26 protein-coding genes are annotated in these 23,941 nt (G+C 67.3%); 10 read left to right on the top strand and 16 right to left on the bottom strand.

All coding sequences use genetic code 11. The features are described 5' to 3' along the window. Positions 1-52: 52 nt before the first annotated feature. From KDW96_RS15545 to KDW96_RS15500, 10 genes are all read right to left on the bottom strand, one after another. Positions 53-331, bottom strand: a complete 279-nt coding sequence (locus KDW96_RS15545; RefSeq protein WP_255837132.1) for a DUF493 domain-containing protein — start codon at positions 329-331, stop codon at positions 53-55. A gap of 67 nt (positions 332-398) precedes the next feature. Then, positions 399-1,559 carry a D-alanyl-D-alanine carboxypeptidase family protein gene (locus KDW96_RS15540; protein WP_255837131.1) on the bottom strand — a complete coding sequence of 387 codons (1,161 nt, stop codon included), beginning with the start codon at positions 1,557-1,559 and terminating at the stop codon, positions 399-401. Between the two features lie 123 nt (positions 1,560-1,682). Next, complete coding sequence (locus KDW96_RS15535) at positions 1,683-2,690, bottom strand: septal ring lytic transglycosylase RlpA family protein (RefSeq protein ID WP_255837130.1); 1,008 nt, start codon at positions 2,688-2,690, stop codon at positions 1,683-1,685. After that, complete coding sequence (gene mltB / locus KDW96_RS15530; RefSeq protein ID WP_255837129.1) at positions 2,687-3,697, bottom strand: lytic murein transglycosylase B; 1,011 nt, start codon at positions 3,695-3,697, stop codon at positions 2,687-2,689. The genes KDW96_RS15535 and mltB overlap by 4 nt, the downstream gene beginning before the upstream one ends. Positions 3,698-3,714: 17 nt before the next feature. Then, positions 3,715-4,818: a rod shape-determining protein RodA gene (gene rodA / locus KDW96_RS15525; protein ID WP_255840539.1), complete on the bottom strand. Its 1,104-nt coding sequence runs from the start codon at positions 4,816-4,818 to the stop codon at positions 3,715-3,717. 38 nt (positions 4,819-4,856) lie between these two features. Then, positions 4,857-6,746: a penicillin-binding protein 2 gene (mrdA, locus tag KDW96_RS15520; protein ID WP_255837128.1), complete on the bottom strand. Its 1,890-nt coding sequence runs from the start codon at positions 6,744-6,746 to the stop codon at positions 4,857-4,859. 12 nt (positions 6,747-6,758) lie between these two features. Then, positions 6,759-7,226 (bottom strand): 23S rRNA (pseudouridine(1915)-N(3))-methyltransferase RlmH, encoded by a 468-nt coding sequence (gene rlmH / locus KDW96_RS15515; RefSeq protein ID WP_255837127.1) that lies wholly within the window; start codon positions 7,224-7,226, stop codon positions 6,759-6,761. A 12-nt stretch (positions 7,227-7,238) separates the two neighbouring features. Further along, entirely contained in the window at positions 7,239-7,598 is a 360-nt protein-coding gene (rsfS, locus tag KDW96_RS15510) for a ribosome silencing factor (RefSeq protein ID WP_255840538.1), read from the bottom strand. 37 nt (positions 7,599-7,635) lie between these two features. Continuing rightward, positions 7,636-8,295 (bottom strand): nicotinate-nucleotide adenylyltransferase, encoded by a 660-nt coding sequence (gene nadD / locus KDW96_RS15505; protein ID WP_255837126.1) that lies wholly within the window; start codon positions 8,293-8,295, stop codon positions 7,636-7,638. Beyond that, positions 8,288-9,556, bottom strand: coding sequence for a glutamate-5-semialdehyde dehydrogenase (locus tag KDW96_RS15500; RefSeq protein WP_255837125.1), 1,269 nt, complete (start codon positions 9,554-9,556; stop codon positions 8,288-8,290). The genes nadD and KDW96_RS15500 overlap by 8 nt, the downstream gene beginning before the upstream one ends. Positions 9,557-9,880: 324 nt before the next feature. Here KDW96_RS15500 and plzR point away from each other — a divergent pair, with 324 nt between their 5' ends. The 3 genes from plzR (at position 9,881) to KDW96_RS15485 (ending at position 12,290) form a co-directional block, all read left to right on the top strand. Continuing rightward, entirely contained in the window at positions 9,881-10,153 is a 273-nt protein-coding gene (gene plzR / locus KDW96_RS15495) for a PlzR type 4 pili assembly inhibitor (protein WP_255837124.1), read from the top strand. 107 nt (positions 10,154-10,260) lie between these two features. Beyond that, positions 10,261-10,977 (top strand): DNA-3-methyladenine glycosylase, encoded by a 717-nt coding sequence (locus tag KDW96_RS15490; protein WP_255837123.1) that lies wholly within the window; start codon positions 10,261-10,263, stop codon positions 10,975-10,977. Further along, positions 10,974-12,290 carry a bifunctional DedA family/phosphatase PAP2 family protein gene (locus tag KDW96_RS15485; RefSeq protein WP_255837122.1) on the top strand — a complete coding sequence of 439 codons (1,317 nt, stop codon included), beginning with the start codon at positions 10,974-10,976 and terminating at the stop codon, positions 12,288-12,290. Before KDW96_RS15490 ends, KDW96_RS15485 begins: the two co-directional genes overlap by 4 nt. 26 nt (positions 12,291-12,316) lie before the next feature. On the opposite strand, the gene KDW96_RS15480 is transcribed toward KDW96_RS15485, so the two are convergent. Genes KDW96_RS15480 through KDW96_RS15470 form a run of 3 tightly spaced genes read right to left on the bottom strand, consistent with a single transcriptional unit; the run spans position 12,317 to position 13,992 of the window. After that, positions 12,317-12,907 carry an LON peptidase substrate-binding domain-containing protein gene (locus tag KDW96_RS15480; protein ID WP_255837121.1) on the bottom strand — a complete coding sequence of 197 codons (591 nt, stop codon included), beginning with the start codon at positions 12,905-12,907 and terminating at the stop codon, positions 12,317-12,319. Between the two features lie 9 nt (positions 12,908-12,916). Continuing rightward, positions 12,917-13,633, bottom strand: coding sequence for an LrgB family protein (locus KDW96_RS15475; protein ID WP_255837120.1), 717 nt, complete (start codon positions 13,631-13,633; stop codon positions 12,917-12,919). Continuing rightward, complete coding sequence (locus KDW96_RS15470; protein WP_255837119.1) at positions 13,630-13,992, bottom strand: CidA/LrgA family protein; 363 nt, start codon at positions 13,990-13,992, stop codon at positions 13,630-13,632. The genes KDW96_RS15475 and KDW96_RS15470 overlap by 4 nt, the downstream gene beginning before the upstream one ends. Before the next feature lie 242 nt (positions 13,993-14,234). Between KDW96_RS15470 and KDW96_RS15465 the strand changes: the two genes are divergently transcribed. The 7 genes from KDW96_RS15465 (at position 14,235) to KDW96_RS15435 (ending at position 21,426) form a co-directional block, all read left to right on the top strand. Beyond that, the gene (locus KDW96_RS15465; RefSeq protein WP_255837118.1) at positions 14,235-14,690 is read left to right on the top strand and encodes a MaoC family dehydratase; all 456 of its coding nucleotides are present in this window, start codon (positions 14,235-14,237) and stop codon (positions 14,688-14,690) included. Positions 14,691-14,822: 132 nt separating this feature from the next. Next, complete coding sequence (locus tag KDW96_RS15460) at positions 14,823-16,550, top strand: C13 family peptidase (RefSeq protein ID WP_255837117.1); 1,728 nt, start codon at positions 14,823-14,825, stop codon at positions 16,548-16,550. Between the two features lie 32 nt (positions 16,551-16,582). Then, positions 16,583-17,224 (top strand): oxidoreductase, encoded by a 642-nt coding sequence (locus KDW96_RS15455; RefSeq protein ID WP_255837116.1) that lies wholly within the window; start codon positions 16,583-16,585, stop codon positions 17,222-17,224. A gap of 30 nt (positions 17,225-17,254) precedes the next feature. Continuing rightward, positions 17,255-17,614 carry a DUF5629 family protein gene (locus KDW96_RS15450; RefSeq protein WP_255837115.1) on the top strand — a complete coding sequence of 120 codons (360 nt, stop codon included), beginning with the start codon at positions 17,255-17,257 and terminating at the stop codon, positions 17,612-17,614. 17 nt (positions 17,615-17,631) lie between these two features. Continuing rightward, complete coding sequence (locus tag KDW96_RS15445) at positions 17,632-18,243, top strand: class I SAM-dependent methyltransferase (RefSeq protein WP_255840537.1); 612 nt, start codon at positions 17,632-17,634, stop codon at positions 18,241-18,243. 93 nt (positions 18,244-18,336) lie between these two features. Then, complete coding sequence (locus KDW96_RS15440) at positions 18,337-20,952, top strand: EAL domain-containing protein (protein ID WP_255837114.1); 2,616 nt, start codon at positions 18,337-18,339, stop codon at positions 20,950-20,952. Between the two features lie 102 nt (positions 20,953-21,054). Continuing rightward, positions 21,055-21,426 carry a thiol-disulfide oxidoreductase DCC family protein gene (locus KDW96_RS15435; RefSeq protein WP_255837113.1) on the top strand — a complete coding sequence of 124 codons (372 nt, stop codon included), beginning with the start codon at positions 21,055-21,057 and terminating at the stop codon, positions 21,424-21,426. Positions 21,427-21,432: 6 nt separating this feature from the next. On the opposite strand, the gene KDW96_RS15430 is transcribed toward KDW96_RS15435, so the two are convergent. From KDW96_RS15430 to mpl, 3 genes are read right to left on the bottom strand one after another with little or no spacing between them, the layout of a single operon-like run. Continuing rightward, positions 21,433-21,732, bottom strand: a complete 300-nt coding sequence (locus tag KDW96_RS15430; protein ID WP_255837112.1) for a YceK/YidQ family lipoprotein — start codon at positions 21,730-21,732, stop codon at positions 21,433-21,435. Next, positions 21,725-22,357, bottom strand: coding sequence for a flavin prenyltransferase UbiX (gene ubiX / locus KDW96_RS15425; RefSeq protein ID WP_255837111.1), 633 nt, complete (start codon positions 22,355-22,357; stop codon positions 21,725-21,727). The genes KDW96_RS15430 and ubiX overlap by 8 nt, the downstream gene beginning before the upstream one ends. 1 nt (position 22,358) lies before the next feature. Next, complete coding sequence (gene mpl, locus KDW96_RS15420) at positions 22,359-23,711, bottom strand: UDP-N-acetylmuramate:L-alanyl-gamma-D-glutamyl-meso-diaminopimelate ligase (protein ID WP_255837110.1); 1,353 nt, start codon at positions 23,709-23,711, stop codon at positions 22,359-22,361. Between the last annotated feature and the right edge of the window lie 230 nt (positions 23,712-23,941).

Genomic DNA, 23,941 nt, shown 5'->3' with positions numbered 1-23,941 from the left:
GGCAGATAGTCCACGACGCCAAGATGGCGTACGACCAGTTCGGCTGCCGCCACTACAGCACCATGTGCACGCGGCCGGTGGCGCGCAGATCCACATGAATGGCCTGCAGCTGATCCACGCTGGTCGCGGTGATCAGCAGCTGCACGGAGAGAAAGCGGCCGTTGCGGCTGTCGCGCACCACCATGGTGGAGGCGTCGAGGTCGGGGGCGTGGCGCTGGACCACCTCCACCACCAGGTCGGCGAAACCCTCGCCGGCCTCACCGATCACCTTGATCGGGTAGCGCGGGCAGGGGAACTCGATTTTCGGAGCTTGAACGTCAGTATCGGTCATAGGGTCAGCGGGCTTGTGGCCCGTCCAAAGCAGGACGCCCCGGGTACCGGGGCGTCCATGGGCGAAATCAGTTGAACAGTCCGTAGAAGAACAGGCGAATGCTATCCCACAGGCGGCGGAAGAGGCCACCCTCGTCGACCGACTCCAGGGCCACCAGGTCGGCGCTGTGCACCACCTCCTCACCCAGCTTGACCTCGACCTTGCCGATCACCGCGCCCTGCTCGATGGGCGCCATCAGCTGCGGGTTGAGGGTCATGCCGGCCTGCAGCTTGTCCAGCTGGCCCTTCGGCAGGGTCAGGGTCAGGTCGCCGGCCAGACCGGCCTTGACCTGACGAGCGGTACCCTTCCACACCTGGGCCTGGGCCAGCTCGGCGCCCTTCTGGTAGAAGGTGCGGGTCTCGAAGAAGCGGAAGCCGTAGGTCAGCAGCTTCTGGGTTTCCGCCGCGCGGGCCTGTTCGCTGTTGGTGCCGAACACCACGGAGATCAGGCGCATGCCGTCACGCACCGCGGACGACACCAGGCAGTAGCCGGCCTCTTCGGTGTGACCGGTCTTCAGGCCGTCGACCGTCTTGTCGCGCCACAGCAGCAGGTTGCGGTTGGGCTGCTTGATGCCGTTCCAGAGGAACTCCTTCTGCGCATAGATCGCGTAGTGCTGGGGATCCTCGTAGATGATCGCACGCGCCAGCTTGGCCATGTCCTTGGCCGAGGAATAGTGCTCCGGATCCGGCCAGCCGGTGGCGTTGCGGAACTGGCTGTTGTCCAGGCCCAGGCGCTCGGCGGTGGCATTCATCATGTCGGCGAAGGCCTCTTCGCTGCCGGCGATGTGCTCGGCGATGGCCACGCTGGCGTCGTTGCCGGACTGGATGATGATGCCGCGCAGCAGGTCGTCGACCGCGACCTCGTTGCCGACCTCGATGAACATCTTCGAACCGCCCATGCGCCAGGCCTTCTCGCTGATGCGCACCAGGTCGCTGCCCTTGATCTGACCGCGGTTGATGTCCAGGGTCGCCAGGTAGGCGGTCATCAGTTTGGTCAGGCTGGCCGGCGGCAGGCGCTCGTCGGCGTTGTGCTCGATCAGCACATTGCCGCTGGCGGCATCCATCAGCACATAGGACTTGGCGGCCAGCTGCGGCGGCGCCGGAATCACCATCTGCGCGGCCCAGGCGGCCGGCGCGGTGAGCAGCAGAAGTGACAGGAAAATGCGTTGCGCAAAGCTGGTGGTTTTCATCCGTCTCTCGAGATTGCTAAGGGGTGGAACAGGCCCGCGAGGGCAAAATGGTTGAGCCGCGTCGGCGCCGGTGACCGGCTGCGGCTCAGTGCTTAGTCAGGCTGGCAGTCGATTAGTGCCGTATCAATCCGCCTTGACCAGCGTCGGCTGGCCCAGGTTGGCCAGGCGCACGCTGTCCTGCAGCTGCTCAGCCTCGCCCCGGCTGGCGATCGGCCCCAGGCGCACCCGATGCAGGATCTGCTGGTTGCGCACCACTGAGCTGATGAACACCGGGGCAGCCACGGTATCGCTCAGCTTGGCCTTGAGCAGCTCCGCAGCGTCCGGATTGGCGAAGGCTCCCACCTGGAGATACAGGCCAGAGGCTCCGACTGAAGCGTTTTTTTTTGCGTCGATCTGCACCGGCAGGACGGCGGCGGCGTGCTGCTGCAGCGGTGGCGAATACTGCTCCAGCGGCTCGGCCACCGGCTGCGGCATCACCTTGGGCGCGGCCGCCTGCTTTGGCGCGGCGAGCACCAGCGGCACCGGTCGGCCCTGTTGCGCCCACCACTCATGGGGGTCGATCCCCTCGACCTTGACCCGCGCCGTACCGCTCTCGGCATAGCCGAGCTTCTTCGCCGCCGCGAAGGACAGGTCGATGATGCGGTCGGAATAGAACGGCCCGCGGTCGTTGACCCGCAGGATCACGCTGCGCTGGTTATCCAGGTTGGTGACCCGCACGTAGCTGGGCAGCGGCAGGGTCTTGTGCGCCGCGGTCATGCCGTACAGGTCGTAGGCCTCGCCGTTGGCGGTGGCCTGGCCATGGAACTTGGTGCCGTACCAGGAGGCCGTGCCCACGGCGGTGTAGCGACGGGCGTCGCTGATCGGGTAGTACTGCTTGCCGAATACCGTGTAGGGACTGGCCTTGACCGGACCGTAGTGAGGCATCGGCACGGCGTCCTGGATGCGCGAGACGTCGATGTCCCACCAGGGGGCGCCGTCCTTGTGCGGGCGGTTGTAGTCGCCGGGCCCGGAAATCGCTGCGCCGGGCTTGAGCGGTGCCACCGGCTGCGGCGCGCGGGTGCTCGTACAGCTCGCCAGCAACAGCGCCAGGGCGCCCCAGGCGGCAAGCTTGATGGGCCGTGTGCGCATCATTGCTCCCCCTGGGCGTCGACCAGCAACTCAGCCAGCTGATTGACCGCCATGGCATACATGACGCTGCGGTTGTAGCGCGTGATGACGAAGAAGTTCGGCAGGCCCAGCCAGTGCTCGGCCCCTTCGGCGCCGTCGAGGCGGAACGCGGTGACCGGCAGTTCGTCGCTCAGGGTCTCGGCGCTGGACCAGCCGAAGCGGCGCAGTTCGCCGACATTGTGCACCGGGTCGAGCCCCGGACTCAGGCCTTGCTCGACCGACTCGCCCGTGACGCTGGCGCGGCTCGCCACCGTTTCTCCAGGCTGCCAGCCGTGGCGTTTGAAGTAGCTGGCCACGCTGCCGATGGCGTCCACCGGGTTGCTCCAGATATTCACCTTGCCGTCGCCGTCGAAGTCCACCGCGTAGGCGCGGAAGCTGCTCGGCATGAACTGCGGCAGGCCCATGGCGCCGGCATAGGAGCCGGTGACACTGAGCGGGTCGACCTGCTCCTCGCGCGCCAGCATGAGGAATTCGCGCAGCTCCTTGCGGAAGAAGGGCGCCCGGGGCGGGTAGTCGAAGGCCAGGGTGAACAGCGCATCGGCCACCCGGTAACCACCGGTATTGCCACCGTAGAAGGTTTCCACGCCGATGATCGCCACTATCACCTGGGGCGGCACGCCGTACTCCTGCTCGGCGCGGTCCAAGGTCGCCTGGTGCTGCTTCCAGAACTCGACACCCCGGGCCACGCGGGCCTCGGTGATGAAGATCGGCCGGTAGGCGCTCCAAGGCTTGACCTTCTCCGCGGGACGGGAGATGGCGTCGATAATCGACTGCTTGCGCTCCACCTGGGCGAACAGCTGCTCGAGCTTCTCGCCGGCGAAGCCGTAGTCGCGGGTCATCTCGGCGACGAACTCGGCCACCTGCGGCGAGTCTTCGTAGTCGCCGGCAAGCGCCGGCTGAGCGAGTCCGAACAGCCCGGCCAATCCTAGCCAGGGTGCGTGTCGTGCAGCCCAGCCGCGCAGTGTGTGCATTGAAATAGTCACCCCAATCAAACCTGAGCGATCCACTTACGATGGGTGTGGATCGACATCAAAATTCCAAATCCAGAGAGCAGCGTGATCAGCGAAGTACCGCCGTAGCTGATAAACGGCAGTGGCACCCCCACCACCGGCAACAGCCCGCTGACCATGCCGATATTGACGAATACGTAGACGAAGAACGTCATGGTCAACGCCCCGGCCAAAAGCTTACCGAACAGCGTCTGCGCTTGCACGGTAATCACCAGGCCGCGGGCGATTAACAGCACGTAGAGCAGCAGCAGCAGGCACACCCCGACCAGGCCGAACTCCTCGGCCAGCACGGCGATGATAAAGTCCGTGTGGCTTTCCGGCAAAAAGTCCAGATGGGACTGGGTGCCGAGCAGCCAGCCCTTGCCCAACACGCCACCGGAACCGATCGCCGCCTTCGACTGGATGATGTTCCAGCCGCTGCCCAGCGGATCACTCTCCGGATTGAGGAAGGTTAGCACCCGCTGCTTCTGGTACTCGCGCAAAACGAAGTACCACATGCCCACCGCGATCGGCACCACAGCCGCCGCCGCGCCGATGATCCAGCGCCATTGCAGACCGGCCATGAACAGCACGAAGGCGCCCGAGGTGATCACCAGCAGCGAGGTGCCCAGGTCCGGCTGCAAGAGGATCAGCACGAAGGGCACGACGATCAGCGACAGGCTGATGACGATGTGCTTCAGGCTCGGCGGCAGGCTGCGGCTCGACAGGTACCAGGCGATGGTCGCCGGCATGATGATCTTCATGAACTCCGAAGGCTGGAAGCGGATCACCCCGGGGATATTGATCCAGCGGGTCGCGCCCATGGCGTTGTGGCCCATGACGTCGACCACCACCAGCAGGCCGACGCCGCCGACGTAGGCCAGCGGCACCCAGCGCGCCATGAAGCGCGGCTCGAACTGGGCGATGATGAACATGCCGACCAGGCCGATGCCGAAGGAAGTGGCCTGCTTGATCAGCAGATCGACGTTCTTGCCGCTGGCCGAATAGAGAATGAACAGGCTGCCGGCCGCCAGGGTCAGCAGCAGCAACAACAGCAGGCCGTCGATGTGCAGGCGCTGCAGCAGGCTGGCGCGGCGACGCAGGACGTCCTCGCTGGACAGGGTGCGATCGAAACTGCTGTTCATCGTTCACTGACCTCGGCGCTCAGGGGCGGCGCATATTCGGCCTTCAACTGGCCGTTTTCATCCAGCAGCCAGGCATCCATCACCTGCTTGACCACCGGCGCCGCCACCCCGGAGCCGGACTCGCCGTTCTCCACCATCACCGCCACGGCGATCTGCGGGTTCTCCACCGGGGCAAAGGCAACGAACAGGGCGTGGTCACGGTGCCGTTCCTGCACCTTGCTGCGGTCGTATTTCTCGCCTTGCTTGATCGCCACCACCTGGGCCGTGCCGCTCTTGCCGGCGATGCGATAGACCGCGCTGTCGCCGACCTTCTTGGCGGTGCCGCGGGCGCCGTGCATCACCTGCACCATGCCGAAGTTGGCATGATCCCAGGCCTTGGGGTCACGCAGGACGATATCCGGCATGGGTTCGCTGTCGACCGGCTGGCGCCCCTCGATGCTCTTGGCCAGGTGCGGACGAATCCATTTGCCACGGTTGGCCATCAGGGTCACGGCCTGGGCCAGCTGCAGTGGCGTGGTCTGCATGTAGCCCTGGCCGATACCGAGAATCAGGGTCTCGCCCGGGTACCAGGGCTGGCGATAGCGCGCGCGCTTCCAGTCGCGCGAGGGCATCAGACCGGCGGTCTCCTCGAACATGTCCAGCGACACCCGCTGCCCCAGGCCGAAGCGGGTCATGTAGTCGTGCATGCGATCGATGCCCATCTTGTGGGCCAGGTCGTAGAAGTAGGTGTCGTTGGAACGGGCGATGGCCATTTCCATGCTCACCCAGCCATCGCCGCTGCGGTTCCAGTTGCGATACTTGTGGGTATGGCCGGGCAACTGGTAGAAGCCCGGGTCGAACACCCGCGACGTGGGCGTCACCACCCCGGCGTCGAGGCCGGCCACCGCCATCATCGGCTTGATGGTCGAGCCCGGCGGATAGAGGCCGCGCAGCACCCGGTTGTACAGGGGACGGTCGATCGAGTCGCGCAGGTCGGCATAGGCCTTGAAGCTGATGCCCGTGACGAACGGATTGGGGTCGAAGCTCGGCTGACTGACCATGGCCAGCACCTCACCGGTGGCCGGCTGGATCGCCACGACGGCGCCACGGCGGCCGCCCAGGGCCTCCTCTGCGGCCTTCTGCAGCTGGGCATCGAGGGTCAGCACGATATCGGTGCCCGGCAACGGGTCGGTGCGCTTGAGCACCCGCAACACGCGACCGCGGGCATTGGTCTCGACTTCCTCGTAGCCCACCTCGCCGTGCAGCTGGTCTTCATAGAAGCGCTCGATGCCGGTCTTGCCGATATGGTGGGTACCGCTGTACGCCACCGGGTCGAGCTCCTTCAGTTCCTTCTCGTTGATCCGACCGACATAGCCCACCGAATGGGCGAAGTGCTCGCCCAGCGGATAGTGGCGCACCAGACGGGCGACCACTTCGACGCCGGGCAGGCGGAACTGGTTGATGGCGACGCGGGCGATCTGCTCCTCGGACAGCTCGAACAGCACCGGCACCGGCTCGAACGGTCGGCGCCCCTGGCGCACGCGTTTCTCGAACAGCGCGCGCTCGTCCTCGCTCAGCCCCAGCACCTCGACGATCACATCCAGCACCTGCTCCCAGTCGCCGGCCCGCTCGCGGGTCAGGGTCAGGCTGAAGCTGGGCCGGTTGTCGGCGATGATCGCCCCGTTGCGGTCGAAGATCAGCCCGCGGTTGGGCGGGATCGGCTGCACGTGCACCCGGTTGTTTTCCGACAGGGTCGAGTGGTACTCGTACTGCACCACCTGCAGGTAGTAGAGACGGGCAACCAGAACCGCGGTGAGCAGCACCACCAACAGAGCACCGACGAACGCACGCGCACGGATCAGGCGCGCGTCTTTTTCGTGGTCCTTGAGGCGGATCGGCTGGGGCATCGGCGACTGCTGTTACTTGTGGTAAGGGTGACCGGACAACACGGTCCAGGCGCGGTAGATCTGTTCGCCGATGAGGATGCGCACCAGCGGGTGTGGCAGGGTCAGTGGCGACAGCGACCAACGTTGCTCGCTGCGCGCCTGCACCTCCGGCGCCAGGCCTTCCGGCCCGCCGACCATAAGGTTGACGGTGCGCGCATCCAGGCGCCACTTGTCCAGCTCGACGGCCAGTTGCTCGGTGCTCCACGGCCGCCCTTCGACCTCCAGGGTGACGATGCGTTCCCCGGGCTGCACCTTGGCCAGCATGGCTTCGCCCTCCTGCCGGATCATCCGCGCCACGTCGGCATTCTTGCCCCGGGTGGTCAGGGGAATCTCCACCAGTTCCAGGGCCAGCTCGGCGGGCATGCGCTTGGCGTATTCCTGCCAGCCCTCCTCCACCCAGCGCGGCATGCGCGAGCCGACGGCGATCAGTTTGATGCGCACCGCGGGCGGTCCTTACTCGTGATCCACGCCATGCTGCGCGCGGCTCTGCTCGGCGCCCTGCCACAGACGCTCGAGGTCATAGAACTGGCGCGCGGTCGGCAGCATCACGTGCACGACGATGTCGCCGAGGTCGAGCAGGGCCCACTCCCCGCTGTCCAGACCTTCGCTGCCGATCGGGCGCACGCCCTGTTCCTTGACCTTTTCCAGCACGTTGTCGACCAGCGACTTGACGTGACGGCTGGAGGTGCCGCTGGCGATCACCATGTAGTCGGTGATGCTGGTCTTCTCCCGCACATCGATGGTGGTGATGTCCTGGGCCTTGATCTCTTCCAGGGCGGCGATCGCCAGTTTGACCAGGTCTTCGCTGCGCATTACTTGATTCTTCATAGGTAACTCGTATGCCTCGTGTTCAGTTCACCGCACGGTACAGCCCGTGCGCGTGGATATAGGTCAGTACCGCGTCGGGCACCAGATAACGCACCGACTTGCCGCTCGCCAGCAGCCCGCGGATCTGCGTGGCCGACACCGCCAGGGGCGCCTGCCAGACAAAGGAAATCTGCCCGCCCGGCCCGTTCAGGGTCAGCGGGTCGCTGATGCTGCGCGCCGCGATCAGGTTGCGCAGCGCCTCCGACGGTTCACTGTCGGCATCCGGGCGTTGCAGCACCAGGATGTGGCAGTGGTCCAGCAACGCCTCCCAGCGATGCCAGCTCGGCAGGCCGCAGAAGGCATCCCAGCCCAGCACCAGAAACAGCTGATCGTCGACGGCCAACTCGGCGCGCAGCGACTCCAGGGTATCGATGCTGTAGGACGGCTTGTCGCGCCCGAGCTCCCGGTCATCGACGCACAGCGGCGACAGGTCCGCCACGGCCAGCTGCACCATGGCCAGACGATCCTGGGCCGACACCTGCGGCGCGCCGCGGTGCGGCGGCCGTGCGCTGGGCACCAGGCGCAGCTCGTCGAGGGCCATGAACTCGGCCACCTCCAGGGCGCTGCGCAGGTGGCCGATATGCACCGGATCGAAGGTGCCGCCGAAGATCCCAATGCGCCGGGGGTCGCTACGCTTAGGCATTCTGCCCGCGCAGTTGACCGTCGCCGATCACCACATATTTCTCGCAGGTCAGGCCTTCCAGGCCGACCGGGCCGCGGGCGTGCAGCTTGTCGGTGGAGATGCCGATTTCCGCGCCCAGGCCGTACTCGAAGCCGTCGGCGAAGCAAGTCGGCGTGTTGAGCATCACCGAACTGGAGTCGACTTCGGCGAGGAAACGCCGGGCATGTCCCTGATGCTCGGTGACGATGCTGTCGGTGTGGTGCGAGCCGTAGCGATTGATGTGCTCGATGGCCTGCTCGAGGCCGTCGACCACGCGAATCGACAGGATCGCCGCCAGGTATTCGGTGTTCCAGTCTTCTTCCGTGGCCGGCTTGGCCTCGATCAGCGCACGTGTGCGTTCGCAGCCTCGTAACTCGACGCCCTTCTCGGCGAACATCTGCGCCATGCCCGGCAGGAAGGCAGCCGCGACGGCCTGGTCGACCAGCAGGGTCTCCATGGCGCCGCAGATGCCGTAGCGGTAGGTCTTGGCGTTGAACGCGACCTGCTGCGCCTTGCCGATATCGGCCAGGGCATCGACATAGACATGGCAGATGCCGTCCAGGTGCTTGATCACCGGCACTCGCGCGTCGCGGCTGATGCGCTCGATCAGCCCCTTGCCGCCACGCGGCACGATCACGTCGACGAACTCGGGCATGGCGATCAGCTCACCCACCGCCGCGCGATCGGTGGTTTCCACCACCTGCACCACGGCGGCCGGCAGCCCGGCCGCCGCCAGGCCGCGCTGGATGCAGGCGGCGATGGCGCGGTTGGAGTGAATGGCCTCGGAGCCGCCGCGCAGGATCGTGGCGTTGCCGGACTTCAGGCACAGGCTGGCGGCGTCGATGGTCACATTGGGCCGCGACTCGTAGATGATGCCGATCACCCCCAGGGGCACGCGCATCTTGCCGACCTGGATACCCGACGGACGGTAGCTCATATCGCGAATGGCGCCGACCGGATCGGCCAGACCGGCGATCTGGCGCAGGCCCTCGATCATGCCGTCGATCCGTGCCGGGGTCAGAGCCAGGCGGTCCAGCAACGCGGCGTCCAGGCCATTGGCGCGGCCGGCGGCGAGGTCCTGGCCGTTGGCTTCGGCCAGCTCGCCACGAGCGGCGTCGAGGGCCTCGGCGGTCGCGATCAGGGCGCGATTCTTCTGGGCGGTACTGGCACGGGCGACTACCCGCGAGGCTTCGCGGGCCGCGCGGCCCAGACGGGTCATATAGTCGAGCACGGACTCTGTCATGGTCTCGGGGGGCCTGGCAGTAGGAAAAGCCGCTGATTATAGCCGCGCAGCAGGTCCACGCACAGCGGCACCGGGCAGATAGCAGACGGAGCGTCTTGCGGGCCCGTCCGCCGCTGACGGATAGGTGCCCAGAAGAGCGCGCGGTTTCACGGCACGCCGTGATAGCATCGAGCCATACACGGATGTGCATGACTCGCGAAAGCGAACTCGCCCATGCGGCAGAAAGTCGTGGTTATCGCCTCTCTATTGATGGCGCTCAGCCATTTCGCCGCCTGGCTCGCCGCACCGCCACCGCTCTGACCATACCGGCCAAGGAAGACCGACATGACTCGAAAAGAACAGCAGCTCACCGAACTCCTCACCCTCACCTCTCGCAGCCTGACCCACATGACCGCGGCGATGACCTCGCTGTCCTTCGACCTGCTGCGCAGCTCGGACCCTGGCGTGCGCGGCGCCGGCTCGCGCATGATCGCTCGGCTGGAGTCGCTGAGCCACGAACTCGATCAGCACTGGGAACTGATCAGCGAACTGACCGGCGAGCCCCCAGCCGATCGCGCCGACAGGATCGAAGAGGTGCTCCTGCGCAAAGTGACCTGACGCGTAGCAGAGGGGCCGCGACCGCACTTTTCAGGCATTGGCCGCGCCCATAGGCGGACTTACTCATTATCATGTCGGGCACCTGCTCCCGTGGATCCGCCGACCGCATGCCCGACAACGCTGCCCTCTCGCTGCCCTGGCCCGACGCCCAGCCGTTGCGCGACGCCTTCTTCGACCGTGATGCCCAGACCCTGGCCCGCGAACTGCTCGGCAAGGTGATCCGCCACCGGGTCGACGGGCTCTGGCTGAGCGCGCAAATCATCGAGACCGAGGCGTACTACTGCGCGGAGAAAGGCAGCCACGCCTCCCTGGGCTACACCGAGAAGCGCCGTGCGCTGTTTGCCGACGGCGGGCACATCTACATGTATTACGCGCGCGGCGGCGACTCGCTGAACTTCAGCGCCCAGGGGCCGGGCAATGCGGTGCTGATCAAGTCGGCCCGGCCCTGGCTCGACCACCACTCGGGCGCCGCCAGCCTGGCGCGGATGCAGACCAACAACCCGGACGCCCAGGGCCGGCCAAGGCCGCCGGAGCGCCTTTGCGCCGGCCAGACCCTGCTGTGCCGTGCGCTTGGTCTGAAGGTGCCGGACTGGGATGCCCAGCGCTTCGACCCGTTGCGCCTGTTCGTCGAGGATGTCGGCGAGCGTCCCGCGCAGATCATCCAGTCCACGCGCCTGGGCATTCCTGCCGGACGCGACGAGCACCTGCCCTACCGTTTCGTCGATGCCGCCTTCGCCCGCTTCTGCACCCGCAATCCGCTGCGCCGGGGCCAGCTCGAAGGCCGCGACTACTGGCGGCTCGCCAGCCCGGAGGCCGCGCCATGAGCCAGTGGCTCGATGCCGTGACCGGCTGGCTCGGGGCTCACCCGCAGTGGCTGGGGCTGGCGGTGTTCCTGATCGCCTGCGTCGAGTGCCTGGCCATCGCCGGGATCATCGTGCCGGGCACCGTGCTGCTGTTCGCCGTCGCCGTGCTGGCCGGCGGCGGCGCCCTGGGCCTGTGGCAGACCCTGGCCCTGGCCTACTGCGGCGGCCTGCTCGGCGATGCCCTGTCCTATGCCGCCGGGCGCTACTTCCACCAGGACATCCGCCGCCTGCCCGGGCTGCGCCACCACCCGCAATGGCTGACCGGGGCGGAGCACTACTTTCGGCGCTACGGCGTCGCCAGCCTGCTGGTCGGCCGCTATATCGGCCCGCTGCGACCGATGCTGCCAATGGTGGCCGGCATGTTCAACATGCCGGTCGGACGCTTCGCCGCGGTCAGCCTGGTCGCCGCGGCAGGCTGGGCAGTGGCCTACCTGCTGCCGGGCTGGGCCACCGGCGCGGCCTTGCGCCTGCCGCTGCCGCCCGGGTTCTGGGGGCAGGCCCTGCTGCTCGCCGGCGGCCTGGCGCTGTTGCTGGTGGTCAGCGCGCACAGCAGCCTGAGCGGCTATAAGCACAGCAGCCTGCTGGCGGCGGGACTGAGCCTGCTGTTGCTGCTCGGCCTGATCATCGGCTGGCCGCGCCTGGGCCAGCTCGACCAGGGCCTGCTGGCCCTGCTCCAGGAACAGCGCGGCGCCAGCCTGGACGAGCTGATGGTGCTGGTCACCCGCCTCGGCGACTTCGCCACCCAACTGGCCACCGGCCTGCTGCTCTGCCTGCTGCTGCTGCTCGCCCGACAATGGCGCCCGGCTCTGCTCGCCGGCACCGCCCTGCTCGCCACGGCGCTGGCCAACAGCGCACTGAAGAACCTGTTCGCCCGCCATCGCCCGGACGTGCTGCTGGAGCCCCTGGGCAGCTTCAGCTTTCCCAGCGGGCACAGCTCGGCGGCATTCGCACTGTTCCTGCTACTGGGCATTCTCGCCGGCCGTGGCCAGCCGGCACGCCTGCGCCTGGCCTGGCTGCTGCTGGCCGGCCTGCCGGCGCTGGCGATTGCCCTCTCGCGGGTCTATCTGGGGGTTCATTGGCCGAGCGACATCATCGCCGGCGCGCTGCTGGCCGCGGGCCTCTGCGGCCTGACGCTGGGTCTGGTGGAGTGGCGCTCACCGCTGCCGGCGCTGCCGGCGCGGGTCTGGTGGCTGATCCTGCCGGCCTGCCTGGCGCTGCTCGGCACCGTCGCCACCTGGCACCTGTCGGAAGGCCTGTTGCTGTACCGCTACTGAGCCCGCCTGCTGGATGGGCCCGGCGCTCAGGCGCCCAGCTCGCCTTGCAGCTGGTCGAGCGCCACCTGCAACAGCTGCAGGCGCGCCTGGGGCTCGTCGAGGGAAAGCAGCTGCAGTTTCTGCTCGGCGGACAACGGCAGCAGGTAGGCCAACTGATTGGCCAGGGCGGACTGATCATCGACCGCGCCGCCCATGCCGAGCCCCTCGACCAGCGGGTGCTCGGCCAGGGCGCTGAGCAGCGCCGCCAGGTCGGCGTGCTCGGCGAGCAGGGGGCGCTGTGGGCCGTCCTCCAGCCAGTCCACCTCGCCCAGCGTCAGCTGGTCCGGCAGCACCTGGGCGCGCTGCACGCGAAAGCGCCGGCCGCCCTCGACGCGAATCCCCAGCAAGCCATTGGGCCGCTGTTGGAAATCACGGATCAGCGCCTCGCAACCGATCGCGGCGAACTGGCTGGCGGCTTCACCGACCTCCTCGCCCTCGACGATGCACACCACGCCGAAGCCTTCGCCCTGTTTCATGCAGCGGCTGATCATGTCCAGGTAGCGCGCCTCGAAGATCTGCAAGTCGAGCAGGCAGCCCGGAAACAGCACGGTATTCAAGGGGAACAGGGATAGGTTCATCGGGCCTCCTTACGCCAGCAGCACTACCGCCAAGGGTAACAATACCGCGGTGAGCATGCCCATCAGGCTCATGGCCAACGCGGCGAAGGCGCCGCATTCCTCGCTCACCTGCATCGCCTGCGCCGTGCCCACGGCATGGGCGGTCATGCCCAGCGCCATGCCCAGCGCCGCAGGGTGGCGCACCCCGGCCAGGCGCAGCAACGAAGGGCCGAAGATCGCCCCCAGCACCCCGGTGATCATCACGAACACCGCAGCCAGCGCGGCAATGCCGCCAACCTGCTCGGCCACCAGCATGGCGATCGGCGACGTCACCGACTTCGGCGCCATGCTCATCAGCATGATCCGCTCGGCGCCGAACACCCAGGCCAAGGCAACCCCGAGTGCGGTGGCCACCACGCCGGCGATCAGCAGGGTCAGCATGATCGGCCAGAACAACTGACGGATGCGCCGCAGGTTGAGGTACAGCGGCACGGCCAGGGCCACCGTGGCCGGGCCGAGGAACAGGCTGACCGCCTCGGCACTCGCCCGGTACTCGGCAAAACTCAAGCCGCACAACAGGAGCACGGCGATGACGATCAGCATCGACACCAGCACCGGCTGCAGGAACACCCAGCGGGTCTTCTCGTAGGCCGCGGCGGCCAGCTGATAGGCACCCAGGGTCACCCCCGCGCCGAACAACGGGTGATGAGTCACCGCCTGCCAGGCGCCATACCAGTCGGCCGTCATGCGTCCTCCCGACGGCGCGTCTGGCGCTCGATCAGCTTCTGCATCACCCAGCCGGCGAACACCACCGACAGCACCAGCGACAACACCAGCGCCCCGACCACCGCCCAGAAGTCGGCGACTATCGCCTCGGCATAGGCCATCACGCCAACGGCCGGCGGCACCAGCAACAACGGCAGGTACTTGAGCAGACTGCCGGCCGCCAGCTGCACCGGCTCGCCGACCTCGCCGCGCAACAGCAGAAAAACCAGCAGCAGCAGCATGCCGATGATGGGCCCCGGCAGCATTGGCAGCAGCAGGACATTCAGCGCAGTGCCGAGCAACTGGCACAACACCAGCCAGGACAGGCCGCGTAACAGCATGAAAATTCTCCGAAACCGGGGTCGGCCCGCCGCGGGCGGGCGCAGACAAGGAGCGTAAAGGGCAATGCCTGACAGCAGCGGCTCCCGGGCAAAAACGCGGCCATTATAGGCCGCCCCTCGGTCGCTCTATACCCTGCCATTCGACGAAGCGCTGCGCTTGACCCGGCGCCTGCGCCATGGTGATCTTGGTACGGGCGTTTCTATTCTGTAGAACCAGGCGCCCTTCTCATCATGGAGGACGTATGTCGTCAGTACCCGTCGCACAACTCAAAGACTATGTAGGCAAGGAGCTCGGACGCTCCGACTGGTTGACCATCGACCAGGATCGCATCAACCAATTCGCCGAATGCACCGGCGACCACCAGTTCATCCACGTCGATCCGGAGAAGGCCAGGCAGACACCGTTCGGCGGCACCATCGCTCACGGTTTCCTCTCCCTGTCGCTGATCCCCAAGCTGATGGAAGGCCTCATGATCATGCCCCAGGGCCTGAAGATGGCGGTCAACTACGGCCTCGACAGCGTGCGCTTCATCCAGCCGGTCAAGGTCGGTTCCCGGGTGCGCCTGGCAGTCAGCCTGACCGATGCCAACGAGAAGAACCCCGGCCAGTGGCTGCTCAAGGCCCGCGTCGTACTGGAGATCGAGGGCCAGGAAAAACCGGCCTATATCGCCGAACCGCTGACCCTCTGCTTCGTCTGAACCCGTGACCCCGTCGGGGTGCTCGCGCCTGGCCGCGAGCACCTCGTCACACCTCCGCCCTGTGCAGCACAGCACCGCGCGCGCCGCACTTTGCGGCATACTGCCGTCATCGCTTAGAACCGGATGCTCGACATGCGCCTGCTCGCCAACCTGGCTCCCTTCAGCTTCGCCCTGCTGCTCGCCGCCTGCGGCGACGGGGAGCCGCTGCTGCCGCCGGACGCCATCCTGCCCGACGGCGGGCGCTACCGCGGCGCGGTGGTCGACGGTTTGCTGCAGGGCCCCGGGCGACTCGACTACCGCAACGGCAGCTGGTTCAGCGGCACCTTCAAGGATGGCCAACTGCACGGCGCCGGCGAATGGCGCGGGCCCAATGGCGAGCAGTATGTCGGCGACTTCCGCTTCGGCACCTTTCATGGCCAGGGCAACCTGCGCCAGCGCGACGGCAGCCACTACCAGGGCGGCTTCGTCGAGGGTCGATTCGCCGGCGAGGGCTCCCTCGAGCACAACGGCCAGGTCTATCGCGGCGAGTTCAAGCGCGGCCTGTTCGACGGCGAGGGCAGCCTCGAATGGGCCGATGGCAGCAGCTACCAGGGCCAGTTCCGCAAGGGCCAGCCCCACGGCCATGGCCTGCGCCGCGACGCCTACGGCAGCCGCTTCAGCGGCGAATTCAAGAGCGGACAGCTGCACGGCCAGGGCAGCTATCAGGGCGCCGACGGCGACCTCTACAGCGGCGCGTTCCGCAACAGCCAGTTCCACGGCAAAGGCCGCTACCAGAGCGCCAGCGGCGATGCCTGGAGCGGGCACTTCGTCGACGGCGCCCTGAGCGGTGCCGGCCAGTTCCAGGGCGCCGACGGCGAGCATTACCGAGGCCAGTTCGGCAACTGGAGCTATCACGGCCAGGGGCACTTGCGCCTACCCGACGGCAGCCACTACGAGGGTGAGTTTGCCCATGGCGAATACGCCGGCACCGGCACCCTGACCCTTGCCGATGGCAGCACGCAGGCCGGCAGCTGGCAGCGCGGCCGCTGGGTGCGCGACGAGCAGGGACGCCGCCTGCCCGACGCGCTGGAGCTGGGCCTGCTGGAACAGGGCCGCCTGCTCGAGGAGGCCATCGCCGCGCTGCCCCTCTCCACTGCGCGGATCGAACTCTACGCCCTGACCCTGGCCGGCGACGGCAAACAGAGCGTGTTCCTGCGCGAGGCCGATTACGTCGCCCGCCTGCTCGGCGAGCGCTTCGCCGCCTACGGCAGCCTGACCCTGGCCAACCACCGCGACCACCTCGCCGACCGCCCACTGGCCACCCGCGAGAGCCTGCGCCGTGCGGTGCAGGCCCTGGCCGAACGTAGCGGCCCGGAAGACCTGGTATTCATCTACCTGACCAGTCACGGCTCGCGCCAGCACGAGCTGAACCTCTACCAGCCGCGCCTGCAGCTGGCCGACCTGCCCGCCGACGAGCTGGCCACCCTGCTGCAGCCGTTGCGCGAGCGACACAAGGTGCTGGTGATCTCGGCCTGCTACTCCGGCGGCTTCATTCCCAAGCTAAAGGACGACAAGACCCTGGTCATGACCGCCGCCCGTGCCGACCGGGTGTCCTTCGGCTGCTCGGAGGAGAACGACTTCACCTATTTCGGCCGGGCGCTGTTCGCCGAGGCGCTACAGCAGACCGATGACCTGCAGCAGGCCTTCGAACTGGCCAAGGCGCAGGTCGCGGTGCGTGAGGAGGCCGACGGCTTCGAGCCCTCCGAGCCGCAGATCTGGGCCCCCGAAGCGGTCCTTGCGCACTGGCGTGAGTACCGCCGGCAGCAGGCCAAGCCCGCCTTGGGCGCGGCGCCCACCGACAAATCGACGAGCAGCCACTAAGCTGAGCGATAACCAGCGGAGATCCGAACTCTATGTATTTGACGCCCCAGCGCATCCTTCTCGCCGGCGCCACCGGACTGACCGGCGAGCACCTGCTGGACCGCCTGCTCAGCGAGCCCACGGTGGAACGCGTGCTGGCGCCGAGCCGGCGGCCGTTGGCCGAGCACCCGCACCTGGACAACCCGGTCGGCGAACTGCTCGAGTCGCTGCCGCAACTCAGCGGCCCTATCGACACGGCGTTCTGTTGCCTGGGCAGCACGATCAGGCAGGCCGGGTCACAGGAAGCCTTTCGCGCCGTCGACCATGACCTGGTGCTGGCCTTCGCCGAGCGCGCCCGCGAGCTGGGTGCCCGCCACCTGCTGGTGATCAGCGCCCTGGGCGCGGACCCGCAGTCCTCGGTGTTCTACAACCGGATCAAGGGTGAAATGGAGCAGGCCCTGATGGCGCAGGACTGGCCGCAGCTGACCCTGGTGCGGCCGTCCCTGCTGCTCGGCCCACGCCGCGAATTCCGCCTCGGCGAACGCCTTGCCGCGCCGCTGCTGCGCTGGTTGCCCGGCAAGTACGGCGGCATCGAGGCCACCGTGCTGGCCCGCGCCCTCTGGCGCCTGGCCCTGGAAGAAGACGACGGCGTGCGGGTGATCGAGTCCGACCGCCTGCGCCGCCTCGGCCGCTAGGCCCCTCCCGAACTGGAAAAGAGCCCCGACATGAGCACACCCCACAGCAGCCTGATCGATGCCCTGCAAGCCGCCGACATGCTTGAAGTCGACGGCCTGTATGCCTGGCAGTTCAGCCTGGACAACGAATTGCTGGCCCAGGTCAGCGCCGGCTCGGCCGGCGCCGACAGTCAGCGCAAACCCTTGCTCAAGGCCGAAGGCCTGGACGGTCGCACCCTCCGCCACTGGCAGTTCTCCCTGGGCGCGGTGATGGCCGCCAGCTTCGATGCCGAACACGACAGCTGGAGCCTGAGCGAAGGCGACGAGCGCCATCTGGTCAAGTGTCTCGCCGCCATCAGCGGCGACAACGAGCACGACGAGGGCGAGCCCGAGCCGGGCGAAGACGTCTGATGGCTGCTGGCAAGGCCATGCAGCTGTATGACCGCTATCTACTGCCGCACCTGATCGACTTCGCCTGTGGCCTGGGCGAGGTCATGCAGACGCGCGCGCAGATCGTGCCCCAGGCCCATGGCCGGGTGCTGGAGATCGGCATCGGCAGCGGCCTCAACCTGGCCTTCTACGATGGGCGGCAAGTCAGCGCCATCGTCGGCGTCGACCCCAGCGCGGCCATGCAGAAGCTGGCCAGACAGCGCGCCGCGCAGATCGCCATACCAGTGGAAATGATTGCCCTGGAGCTGGGGCAGATCCAGGCCGCCGACGCCAGCTTCGACAGCATCGTCTGCACCTTTACCCTGTGCACCATCCCCGATGCCGTGGCCGCGCTGCGGGAAATGCGCCGGGTGCTCAAGCCTGGCGGCCGCCTGCTGTTCTGCGAACACGGCCTGGCGCCGGACGCCGGCGTGGTCCGCTGGCAGCAGCGTCTGACGCCTTATTGGAAACCTCTGGCGGGAGGCTGCCACCTGGATCGCGATATCCCGGCGCTGATCGCCGCCGGCGGCTTTCACGTCGGGGCGTTGCAGACGCGCTACCTGAAAGGCCCCAGGCCGATGACCTACGTGTATTCCGGCTGGGCGCAATAGGCCGCAGCAGCTTGGCCACTTGACACTACTGCTATTTCGATCGTCTCATGCGATAACCCCCTAAACCATGGGCGATTCTCAGAGAGGCGGCCTATGCTGTCCCACCGCGCCCGTCGCCTTGCCATCGCCAGTACCCTGAGCCTGCTGTCCGCACTCGCCTGCGACCTCTGGGCGCAACCCCGAGACGTCCGGGTCGGGGTCTATGACAACCTGCCCAAGATCGCCCTGAGCCACGACGGCCAGCCTTCCGGTATTTTCGGCGAGTTGCTGGTGGAGATGGCGCGCCAGCAAGACTGGCGCCTGCGGGTCGTGCCCTGCGACTGGCAGACCTGCCTGAGCCTGCTCCAACGTGGCGAACTGGATTTGCTGCCCGATGTGGCCTACAGCGAAGAGCGCGCAAAGCGGTTCGACTTCCACCACATACCCGCCCTGTACAGCTGGTCGCAGCTCTACAGCCGCAAGAACCTCGAGCTGCTGTCACCCGAGGATCTCAAGGACCGCCGCATCGCCGTGCTCGAAGGCTCCATCCAGCAGGACTACCTCCTGGGCTTCCTGCCCAGCAGCGACCTGCGGGCCACCCTGCTGCCGGTCGCCAGTCTCGACCAGGGCTTTGCCCTGGTGAGCAGCGGCCTGGCCGACGCGGCGGTGGCCAACAAGCAGTTCGGCGACCGCTACGCCGGCGAGTACGGTCTGTTCGGCACGCCGCTCATGTTCCCGCCGCTGCGCATGTTCTACGCCACGCGCAAGGGCGCGAACGCCGACCTGCTGGGCGCCATCGACCAGCAGTTGCGGGCCTGGGAACAGGCGCCCGATTCGTTCTACCGCCAGACCCTGCAGCGCTGGAAACCGGAAGGTTTGCGCACGCAGGTTCCGCCCGCTATCTGGTGGGGGCTGGCGGGCCTGATCGCCTTGCTGCTGACGACCTTCGGCGGGGCCATGCTGTTGCGCCGCCAGGTCGCCGAAAAGACCTGGCACCTGCGGGCCAGCGAGGCTCGCCTGAACACCATCCTCGATAGCGTCGAGGCCTACATCTACATCAAGGATCAGCAGCTGCGCTACCAGTATGCCAACCGCAAGGTCTGCGAGCTGTTCGGCAAGCGCCCGGAGGAAGTGGTCGGACACACCGACGAGGAGTTTTTCGACGCGGCCACCGCCCACAACCTGCAGAACAATGATCGACGCGTGCTGGAGCTCGGCGAACGGGTCGAGAAAGAGGAAACCAACCACAACCTGAAGACCGACGGCGAGCGGACCTTCCTCTCCGTGAAGCTGCCCCTGCGCCATCCTGATGGAAGCATCTACGCCCTGTGCGGTATTTCCACCGACATCACCGAGCACAAGAGGAACCGCGACGAAATCCACCGCCTGGCGTTCTACGACCCGCTTACCGGCCTGGCCAACAGGCGCCTGCTGCTCGATCGTCTGCAGCACGCCCTGGTGCGCCGCTCGCGGCGCTGCGGCGAAGGCGCCTTGCTGTTCATCGACCTGGATAACTTCAAGGACCTCAACGACACCTTCGGCCACGACGTCGGCGATCAGCTGCTCCAGCTGGTCGCCCAACGCCTGGGCGGCCAGGCGCGCACCGAGGACACCGTCGCACGCCTGGGCGGCGACGAGTTCGTGGTGATGATCGAGGACCTGAGCGCCCGCCCGGACGAGGCCCTGGCGCAGATCGAGAATGTGGCCAGCAAGACGCTTCAGGCGCTGGCCGAGCCTTACACCCTGCTCGGCCGCCAACATATCTGCACCGCCAGCCTGGGCATCGCCCTGCTCTCAGAGTCCCGCAGCTCGGTGGAAGATCTGCTCAAGCGGGCCGACCTCGCCATGTACGAAGCCAAGTCGGCGGGACGCAATACCCTCAGGTTCTTCAACCCGGAGATGCAGGCGCGGATCACCGTGCGCACCACGCTGGAAAGCGAACTGCGCAAGGGCCTCCAGCACAACGACTTCGTCCTGCACTATCAACCCCAGGTGGACCATAGGGGACGCCTGCTGGGCGCCGAGGTGCTGGTGCGCTGGCAACACCCGAGCCGAGGCCTGGTGCCGCCGATGGAGTTCATCCCGGCGGCCGAACGCTGCGGCCTGATCCTGCCCCTGGGCCAGTGGGTCCTGCGCAGCGCCTGCCAGCAGCTGGCGGCCTGGGCCCGCAACCCCGAATGGGCGGGACTGAGCCTGGCCGTCAACGTCAGCGCGCGGCAGTTTCATCACCCCGACTTCGTCAACGAGGTACTGGCCGTGCTGGAGGAGACCGGCGCCAACCCGCTGCGCCTGGAGCTCGAGCTGACCGAGAGCCTGCTGGTCGAAGACGTCGACGCCCTGATCGTCAAGATGAACCAGCTCAAGAACAAGGGCATACAGTTCTCCCTGGACGACTTCGGCACCGGCTACTCCTCACTCAGCCAGCTCAAGCGCCTGCCCCTGAACCAGCTGAAGATCGACCGTTCCTTCGTGCATGACCTGCAGCTGTCGAGCAACGACGCGATCATCGTGCGCACCATCATTGCCCTGGCCAACAGCCTGGAGCTGGCGGTGATCGCCGAAGGGGTGGAGACGCCGGAGCAGCGCGATGCCCTGCTGCAGCTGGGATGCCACAGGTTCCAGGGTTATCTGTTTGGCGCACCCCGTGTGGTGGGACACCTGCAGGACTGGTCGAGCGCAGCGCGGCTAGGCGGCGCCCCGCCGCTCACCCCGGACGCGATCGAACCCTAACCCCGGGCAACGCGTCCTGCTCCTCGTCCGGCGGCAGGATGCCTGAGGCGCCGATCCGTGCCAGGCTGATGGCTGCGACAACTGCGTTTGGCGGGTAACTCCATGAGCAAACTCAGGGTTTTCTACAACGGCGCCTGCCCGGTCTGCAAAGCCGGTATCGAGGACCAGCGTGCGCGCATGGCACGCGGCGCCAGCTGCGCCATCGACTGGATCGACGTGCACCAGCGGCCAGAAGCCGTCGAGGAGCTGGACAGTGGGCTGGAGCAGGTGCGCGAACGCCTCTACCTCAAGGACGAGTCAGGGCACGTCGCGGTCGGCGTGGATGCCTTCGCCGAACTGTTCCAGCGCACCCGTGGCCAACGCTGGCTCGGTCGACTGCTGCGCCTGCCCGGCGTCCACCTGCTGGCGCGCTGGGGCTACAACGGCTTTGCCCGCGGCCTGTACCGCTGGAACCGCTGGCTGAAACACTGGTGAGCGCGGCTACAGGCCGCCACTGACACCCAAGCTCACGCCCAGCTCGACGGCCAGGGAGAAGGGCAACAACAGGGTGTCCAGCAGGGCGCTGGCCGGCAGGTCGAGGCCAGCATAGGGCGGCGCCTCTGCGCCGAAGCGATCCACCGGACAGCAACCACCGTTGAGCGCATACCAGTCCAGGCGGGTGCCGGCGTAGATCACCGGGGCGCCGGGCTTGGCCGCATCCAGGGTGCGCACGCTGGCGCAACCGCCCAGCACGGCCATGGCCAGCAGCACCAGGGCTGCTCGGCCGGCCCGCTCAGTCATCGCCGCTGACCTGATGGTGCTCGCCCCAGCGCGGCAGCATGTCCTGGGGAATGTTCAGGCAGTTGAGGATGCGCGCCACCACGAAATCGATCAGGTCATCGATGGTCTGCGGCTGGTGATAGAAGCCCGGCGCCGCCGGCAGTATGGTCACGCCCAGATTCGATAACTTGAGCATGTTCTCCAGGTGGATGCTGGACAGCGGCGCCTCGCGCGGCACCAGGATCAGCTGGCGACGCTCCTTCAGCACCACGTCGGCGGCACGCTCGATCAGGTTGTTGCAGGCCCCCGTGGCGATGGCCGACAAGGTGCCGGTCGAGCACGGCACCACCACCATCGCGCCGGGCGCGCCGGAGCCGGAAGCCACCGGGGCCATCCAGTCCTCCTTGCCGTAGACCCGAATCTGCCCGGGGGCGGCGCCGGTGTATTCGCTGAGAAAGGCCTGCATGGCCTGGGGCTTGGCCGGCAGGCTGACGTCGGTTTCGGTGGCCATGACCAGCTGCGCCGCCTTGGAGATCAGGAAGTGCACCTCGCGATCCTCCTGCACCAGGCAGTCGAGCAGGCGCAGGCCGTACTGGGCGCCGGAGGCGCCGGTCATCGCCAGGGTGACGCGCTCGGGTCCGCTCATCCTATGCCTCCAGTGCCGCGGCCAGCTTGCCGTGCAGGCCGCCGAAGCCGCCATTGCTCATGATCACCACCTGGGTGCCGGGCGCGGCCTCGGCCGTGACCCCTTTGATGATCGCCTCCAGGGAGTCGCAGACCTGGGTCGGCACCGAACTCGATGCGACGGTCGCCGCCAGGTCCCAGCCGAGGTTGGGCGGCGCGTACCAGTACACCGAGTCGGCCTGGGTCACCGAGGCCGGCAAGCCATCGCGGTGGGCACCGAGCTTCATCGAGTTGGAGCGCGGCTCGATGACGGCGATCAGCTTGCCGTCGCCGATGCGCTTGCGCAGCCCGTCGAGGGTGGTGGCGATGGCCGTGGGGTGATGGGCGAAGTCGTCGTAGAGGGTCACGCCACGGACCTCGGCGACCTTCTCCATGCGCCGCTTGGCGTTCTTGAACAGGCACAGGGCCGCGCAGCCCAGCTCCGGCAGCACGCCGACGTGGCGCGCCGCGGCCAGCACCGCCAGGGCGTTGGCGACGTTGTGGCGGCCGGTCAGCGGCCAGTCGACCATGCCGGCGGGCTTGCCCTCGAACAGCACCTCGAAGCGCGAAGCGTCCTCGCTGAGCAGGCGCGCCTGCCACTGACCGTCCTCGCCAGTAGTCTGCACCGGGGTCCAGCAGCCCATGTCGATGACCCGGGCAAGCGCCGCTTCGCTGCGCGGATGGATAATCAGGCCGTCTCCCGGAATGGTCCGCACCAGGTGGTGGAACTGCCGCTCGATAGCCGCCAGATCAGGGAAAATATCCGCATGATCGAACTCGAGGTTATTGAGGATGGCGGTGCGCGGGCGGTAGTGGACGAACTTGCTGCGCTTGTCGAAGAAGGCGCTGTCGTACTCGTCGGCCTCGACCACGAAGAACGGCGTGCCGCCCAGGCGTGCGGACACGCCGAAGTTCTGCGGCACCCCGCCGATCAGGAAGCCCGGACTCATGCCGGCATGCTCCAGCACCCAGGCGAGCATGCTCGAGCTGCTGGTCTTGCCGTGGGTGCCAGCCACCGCCAGCACCCAACGCCCCTGCAGCACATGGTCGGCCAGCCACTGCGGCCCGCTGACGTAGGGCAGGCCCTGGTTGAGCACATATTCGACCGCCGGGTTGCCGCGCGACAGCGCGTTGCCGATCACCACCAGGTCCGGCGCCGGGCTCAGCTGCGCCGGGTCGTAGCCCTGGGTCAGCTCGATGCCCTGGGCCTCGAGCTGGGTGCTCATCGGCGGGTAGACATTGGCGTCGGAACCGGTGACCCGGTGGCCCAGCTCCTTGGCCAGGACGGCCAGCGACCCCATGAAGGTGCCGCAGATGCCGAGAATATGGATATGCATGGATAACCCCTGAAACAGGCCCGATCGGGCCCGGTAGAAACTCGCCGCAGGTTAGCACAGCGGCCGCCGAGGCGGCCCCTGGCTCAGCCGCCCAACTGAGACCGCAACAGTTCGAGAAAGGTCGCAATCAGCCGCCGCGCGCCCCGCTCGCGCAGGCACACCAGGGCCTCGGTCATGTACCGCGGACAATCGACGATGGGCAGATCTCACATGGGGCGACTGCTGCCGAA

Origin of the sequence: Pseudomonas benzenivorans, assembly GCF_024397895.1 — a bacterium.
Lineage (GTDB): Bacteria > Pseudomonadota > Gammaproteobacteria > Pseudomonadales > Pseudomonadaceae > Aquipseudomonas > Aquipseudomonas benzenivorans_A.
Note: the sequence above shows the minus strand (reverse complement) of the source record. Positions and strands in the feature narration are given on the sequence as shown.

What these genes read in the sequence shown, in the direction of transcription:
- KDW96_RS15545 (WP_255837132.1), bottom strand. Translation starts at nt 331, where the DNA reads ATGACCGATACTGACGTTCAAGCTCCGAAAATCGAGTTCCCCTGCCCG.
- KDW96_RS15540 (WP_255837131.1), bottom strand. Translation starts at nt 1,559, where the DNA reads ATGAAAACCACCAGCTTTGCGCAACGCATTTTCCTGTCACTTCTGCTG.
- KDW96_RS15535 (WP_255837130.1), bottom strand. Translation starts at nt 2,690, where the DNA reads ATGATGCGCACACGGCCCATCAAGCTTGCCGCCTGGGGCGCCCTGGCG.
- mltB (WP_255837129.1), bottom strand. Translation starts at nt 3,697, where the DNA reads ATGCACACACTGCGCGGCTGGGCTGCACGACACGCACCCTGGCTAGGA.
- mrdA (WP_255837128.1), bottom strand. Translation starts at nt 6,746, where the DNA reads ATGCCCCAGCCGATCCGCCTCAAGGACCACGAAAAAGACGCGCGCCTG.
- rsfS (WP_255840538.1), bottom strand. Translation starts at nt 7,598, where the DNA reads ATGCGCAGCGAAGACCTGGTCAAACTGGCGATCGCCGCCCTGGAAGAG.
- nadD (WP_255837126.1), bottom strand. Translation starts at nt 8,295, where the DNA reads ATGCCTAAGCGTAGCGACCCCCGGCGCATTGGGATCTTCGGCGGCACC.
- KDW96_RS15500 (WP_255837125.1), bottom strand. Translation starts at nt 9,556, where the DNA reads ATGACAGAGTCCGTGCTCGACTATATGACCCGTCTGGGCCGCGCGGCC.
- plzR (WP_255837124.1), top strand. Translation starts at nt 9,881, where the DNA reads ATGACTCGAAAAGAACAGCAGCTCACCGAACTCCTCACCCTCACCTCT.
- KDW96_RS15490 (WP_255837123.1), top strand. Translation starts at nt 10,261, where the DNA reads ATGCCCGACAACGCTGCCCTCTCGCTGCCCTGGCCCGACGCCCAGCCG.
- KDW96_RS15485 (WP_255837122.1), top strand. Translation starts at nt 10,974, where the DNA reads ATGAGCCAGTGGCTCGATGCCGTGACCGGCTGGCTCGGGGCTCACCCG.
- KDW96_RS15480 (WP_255837121.1), bottom strand. Translation starts at nt 12,907, where the DNA reads ATGAACCTATCCCTGTTCCCCTTGAATACCGTGCTGTTTCCGGGCTGC.
- KDW96_RS15475 (WP_255837120.1), bottom strand. Translation starts at nt 13,633, where the DNA reads ATGACGGCCGACTGGTATGGCGCCTGGCAGGCGGTGACTCATCACCCG.
- KDW96_RS15470 (WP_255837119.1), bottom strand. Translation starts at nt 13,992, where the DNA reads ATGCTGTTACGCGGCCTGTCCTGGCTGGTGTTGTGCCAGTTGCTCGGC.
- KDW96_RS15465 (WP_255837118.1), top strand. Translation starts at nt 14,235, where the DNA reads ATGTCGTCAGTACCCGTCGCACAACTCAAAGACTATGTAGGCAAGGAG.
- KDW96_RS15460 (WP_255837117.1), top strand. Translation starts at nt 14,823, where the DNA reads ATGCGCCTGCTCGCCAACCTGGCTCCCTTCAGCTTCGCCCTGCTGCTC.
- KDW96_RS15455 (WP_255837116.1), top strand. Translation starts at nt 16,583, where the DNA reads ATGTATTTGACGCCCCAGCGCATCCTTCTCGCCGGCGCCACCGGACTG.
- KDW96_RS15450 (WP_255837115.1), top strand. Translation starts at nt 17,255, where the DNA reads ATGAGCACACCCCACAGCAGCCTGATCGATGCCCTGCAAGCCGCCGAC.
- KDW96_RS15445 (WP_255840537.1), top strand. Translation starts at nt 17,632, where the DNA reads ATGCAGCTGTATGACCGCTATCTACTGCCGCACCTGATCGACTTCGCC.
- KDW96_RS15440 (WP_255837114.1), top strand. Translation starts at nt 18,337, where the DNA reads ATGCTGTCCCACCGCGCCCGTCGCCTTGCCATCGCCAGTACCCTGAGC.
- KDW96_RS15435 (WP_255837113.1), top strand. Translation starts at nt 21,055, where the DNA reads ATGAGCAAACTCAGGGTTTTCTACAACGGCGCCTGCCCGGTCTGCAAA.
- KDW96_RS15430 (WP_255837112.1), bottom strand. Translation starts at nt 21,732, where the DNA reads ATGACTGAGCGGGCCGGCCGAGCAGCCCTGGTGCTGCTGGCCATGGCC.
- ubiX (WP_255837111.1), bottom strand. Translation starts at nt 22,357, where the DNA reads ATGAGCGGACCCGAGCGCGTCACCCTGGCGATGACCGGCGCCTCCGGC.
- mpl (WP_255837110.1), bottom strand. Translation starts at nt 23,711, where the DNA reads ATGCATATCCATATTCTCGGCATCTGCGGCACCTTCATGGGGTCGCTG.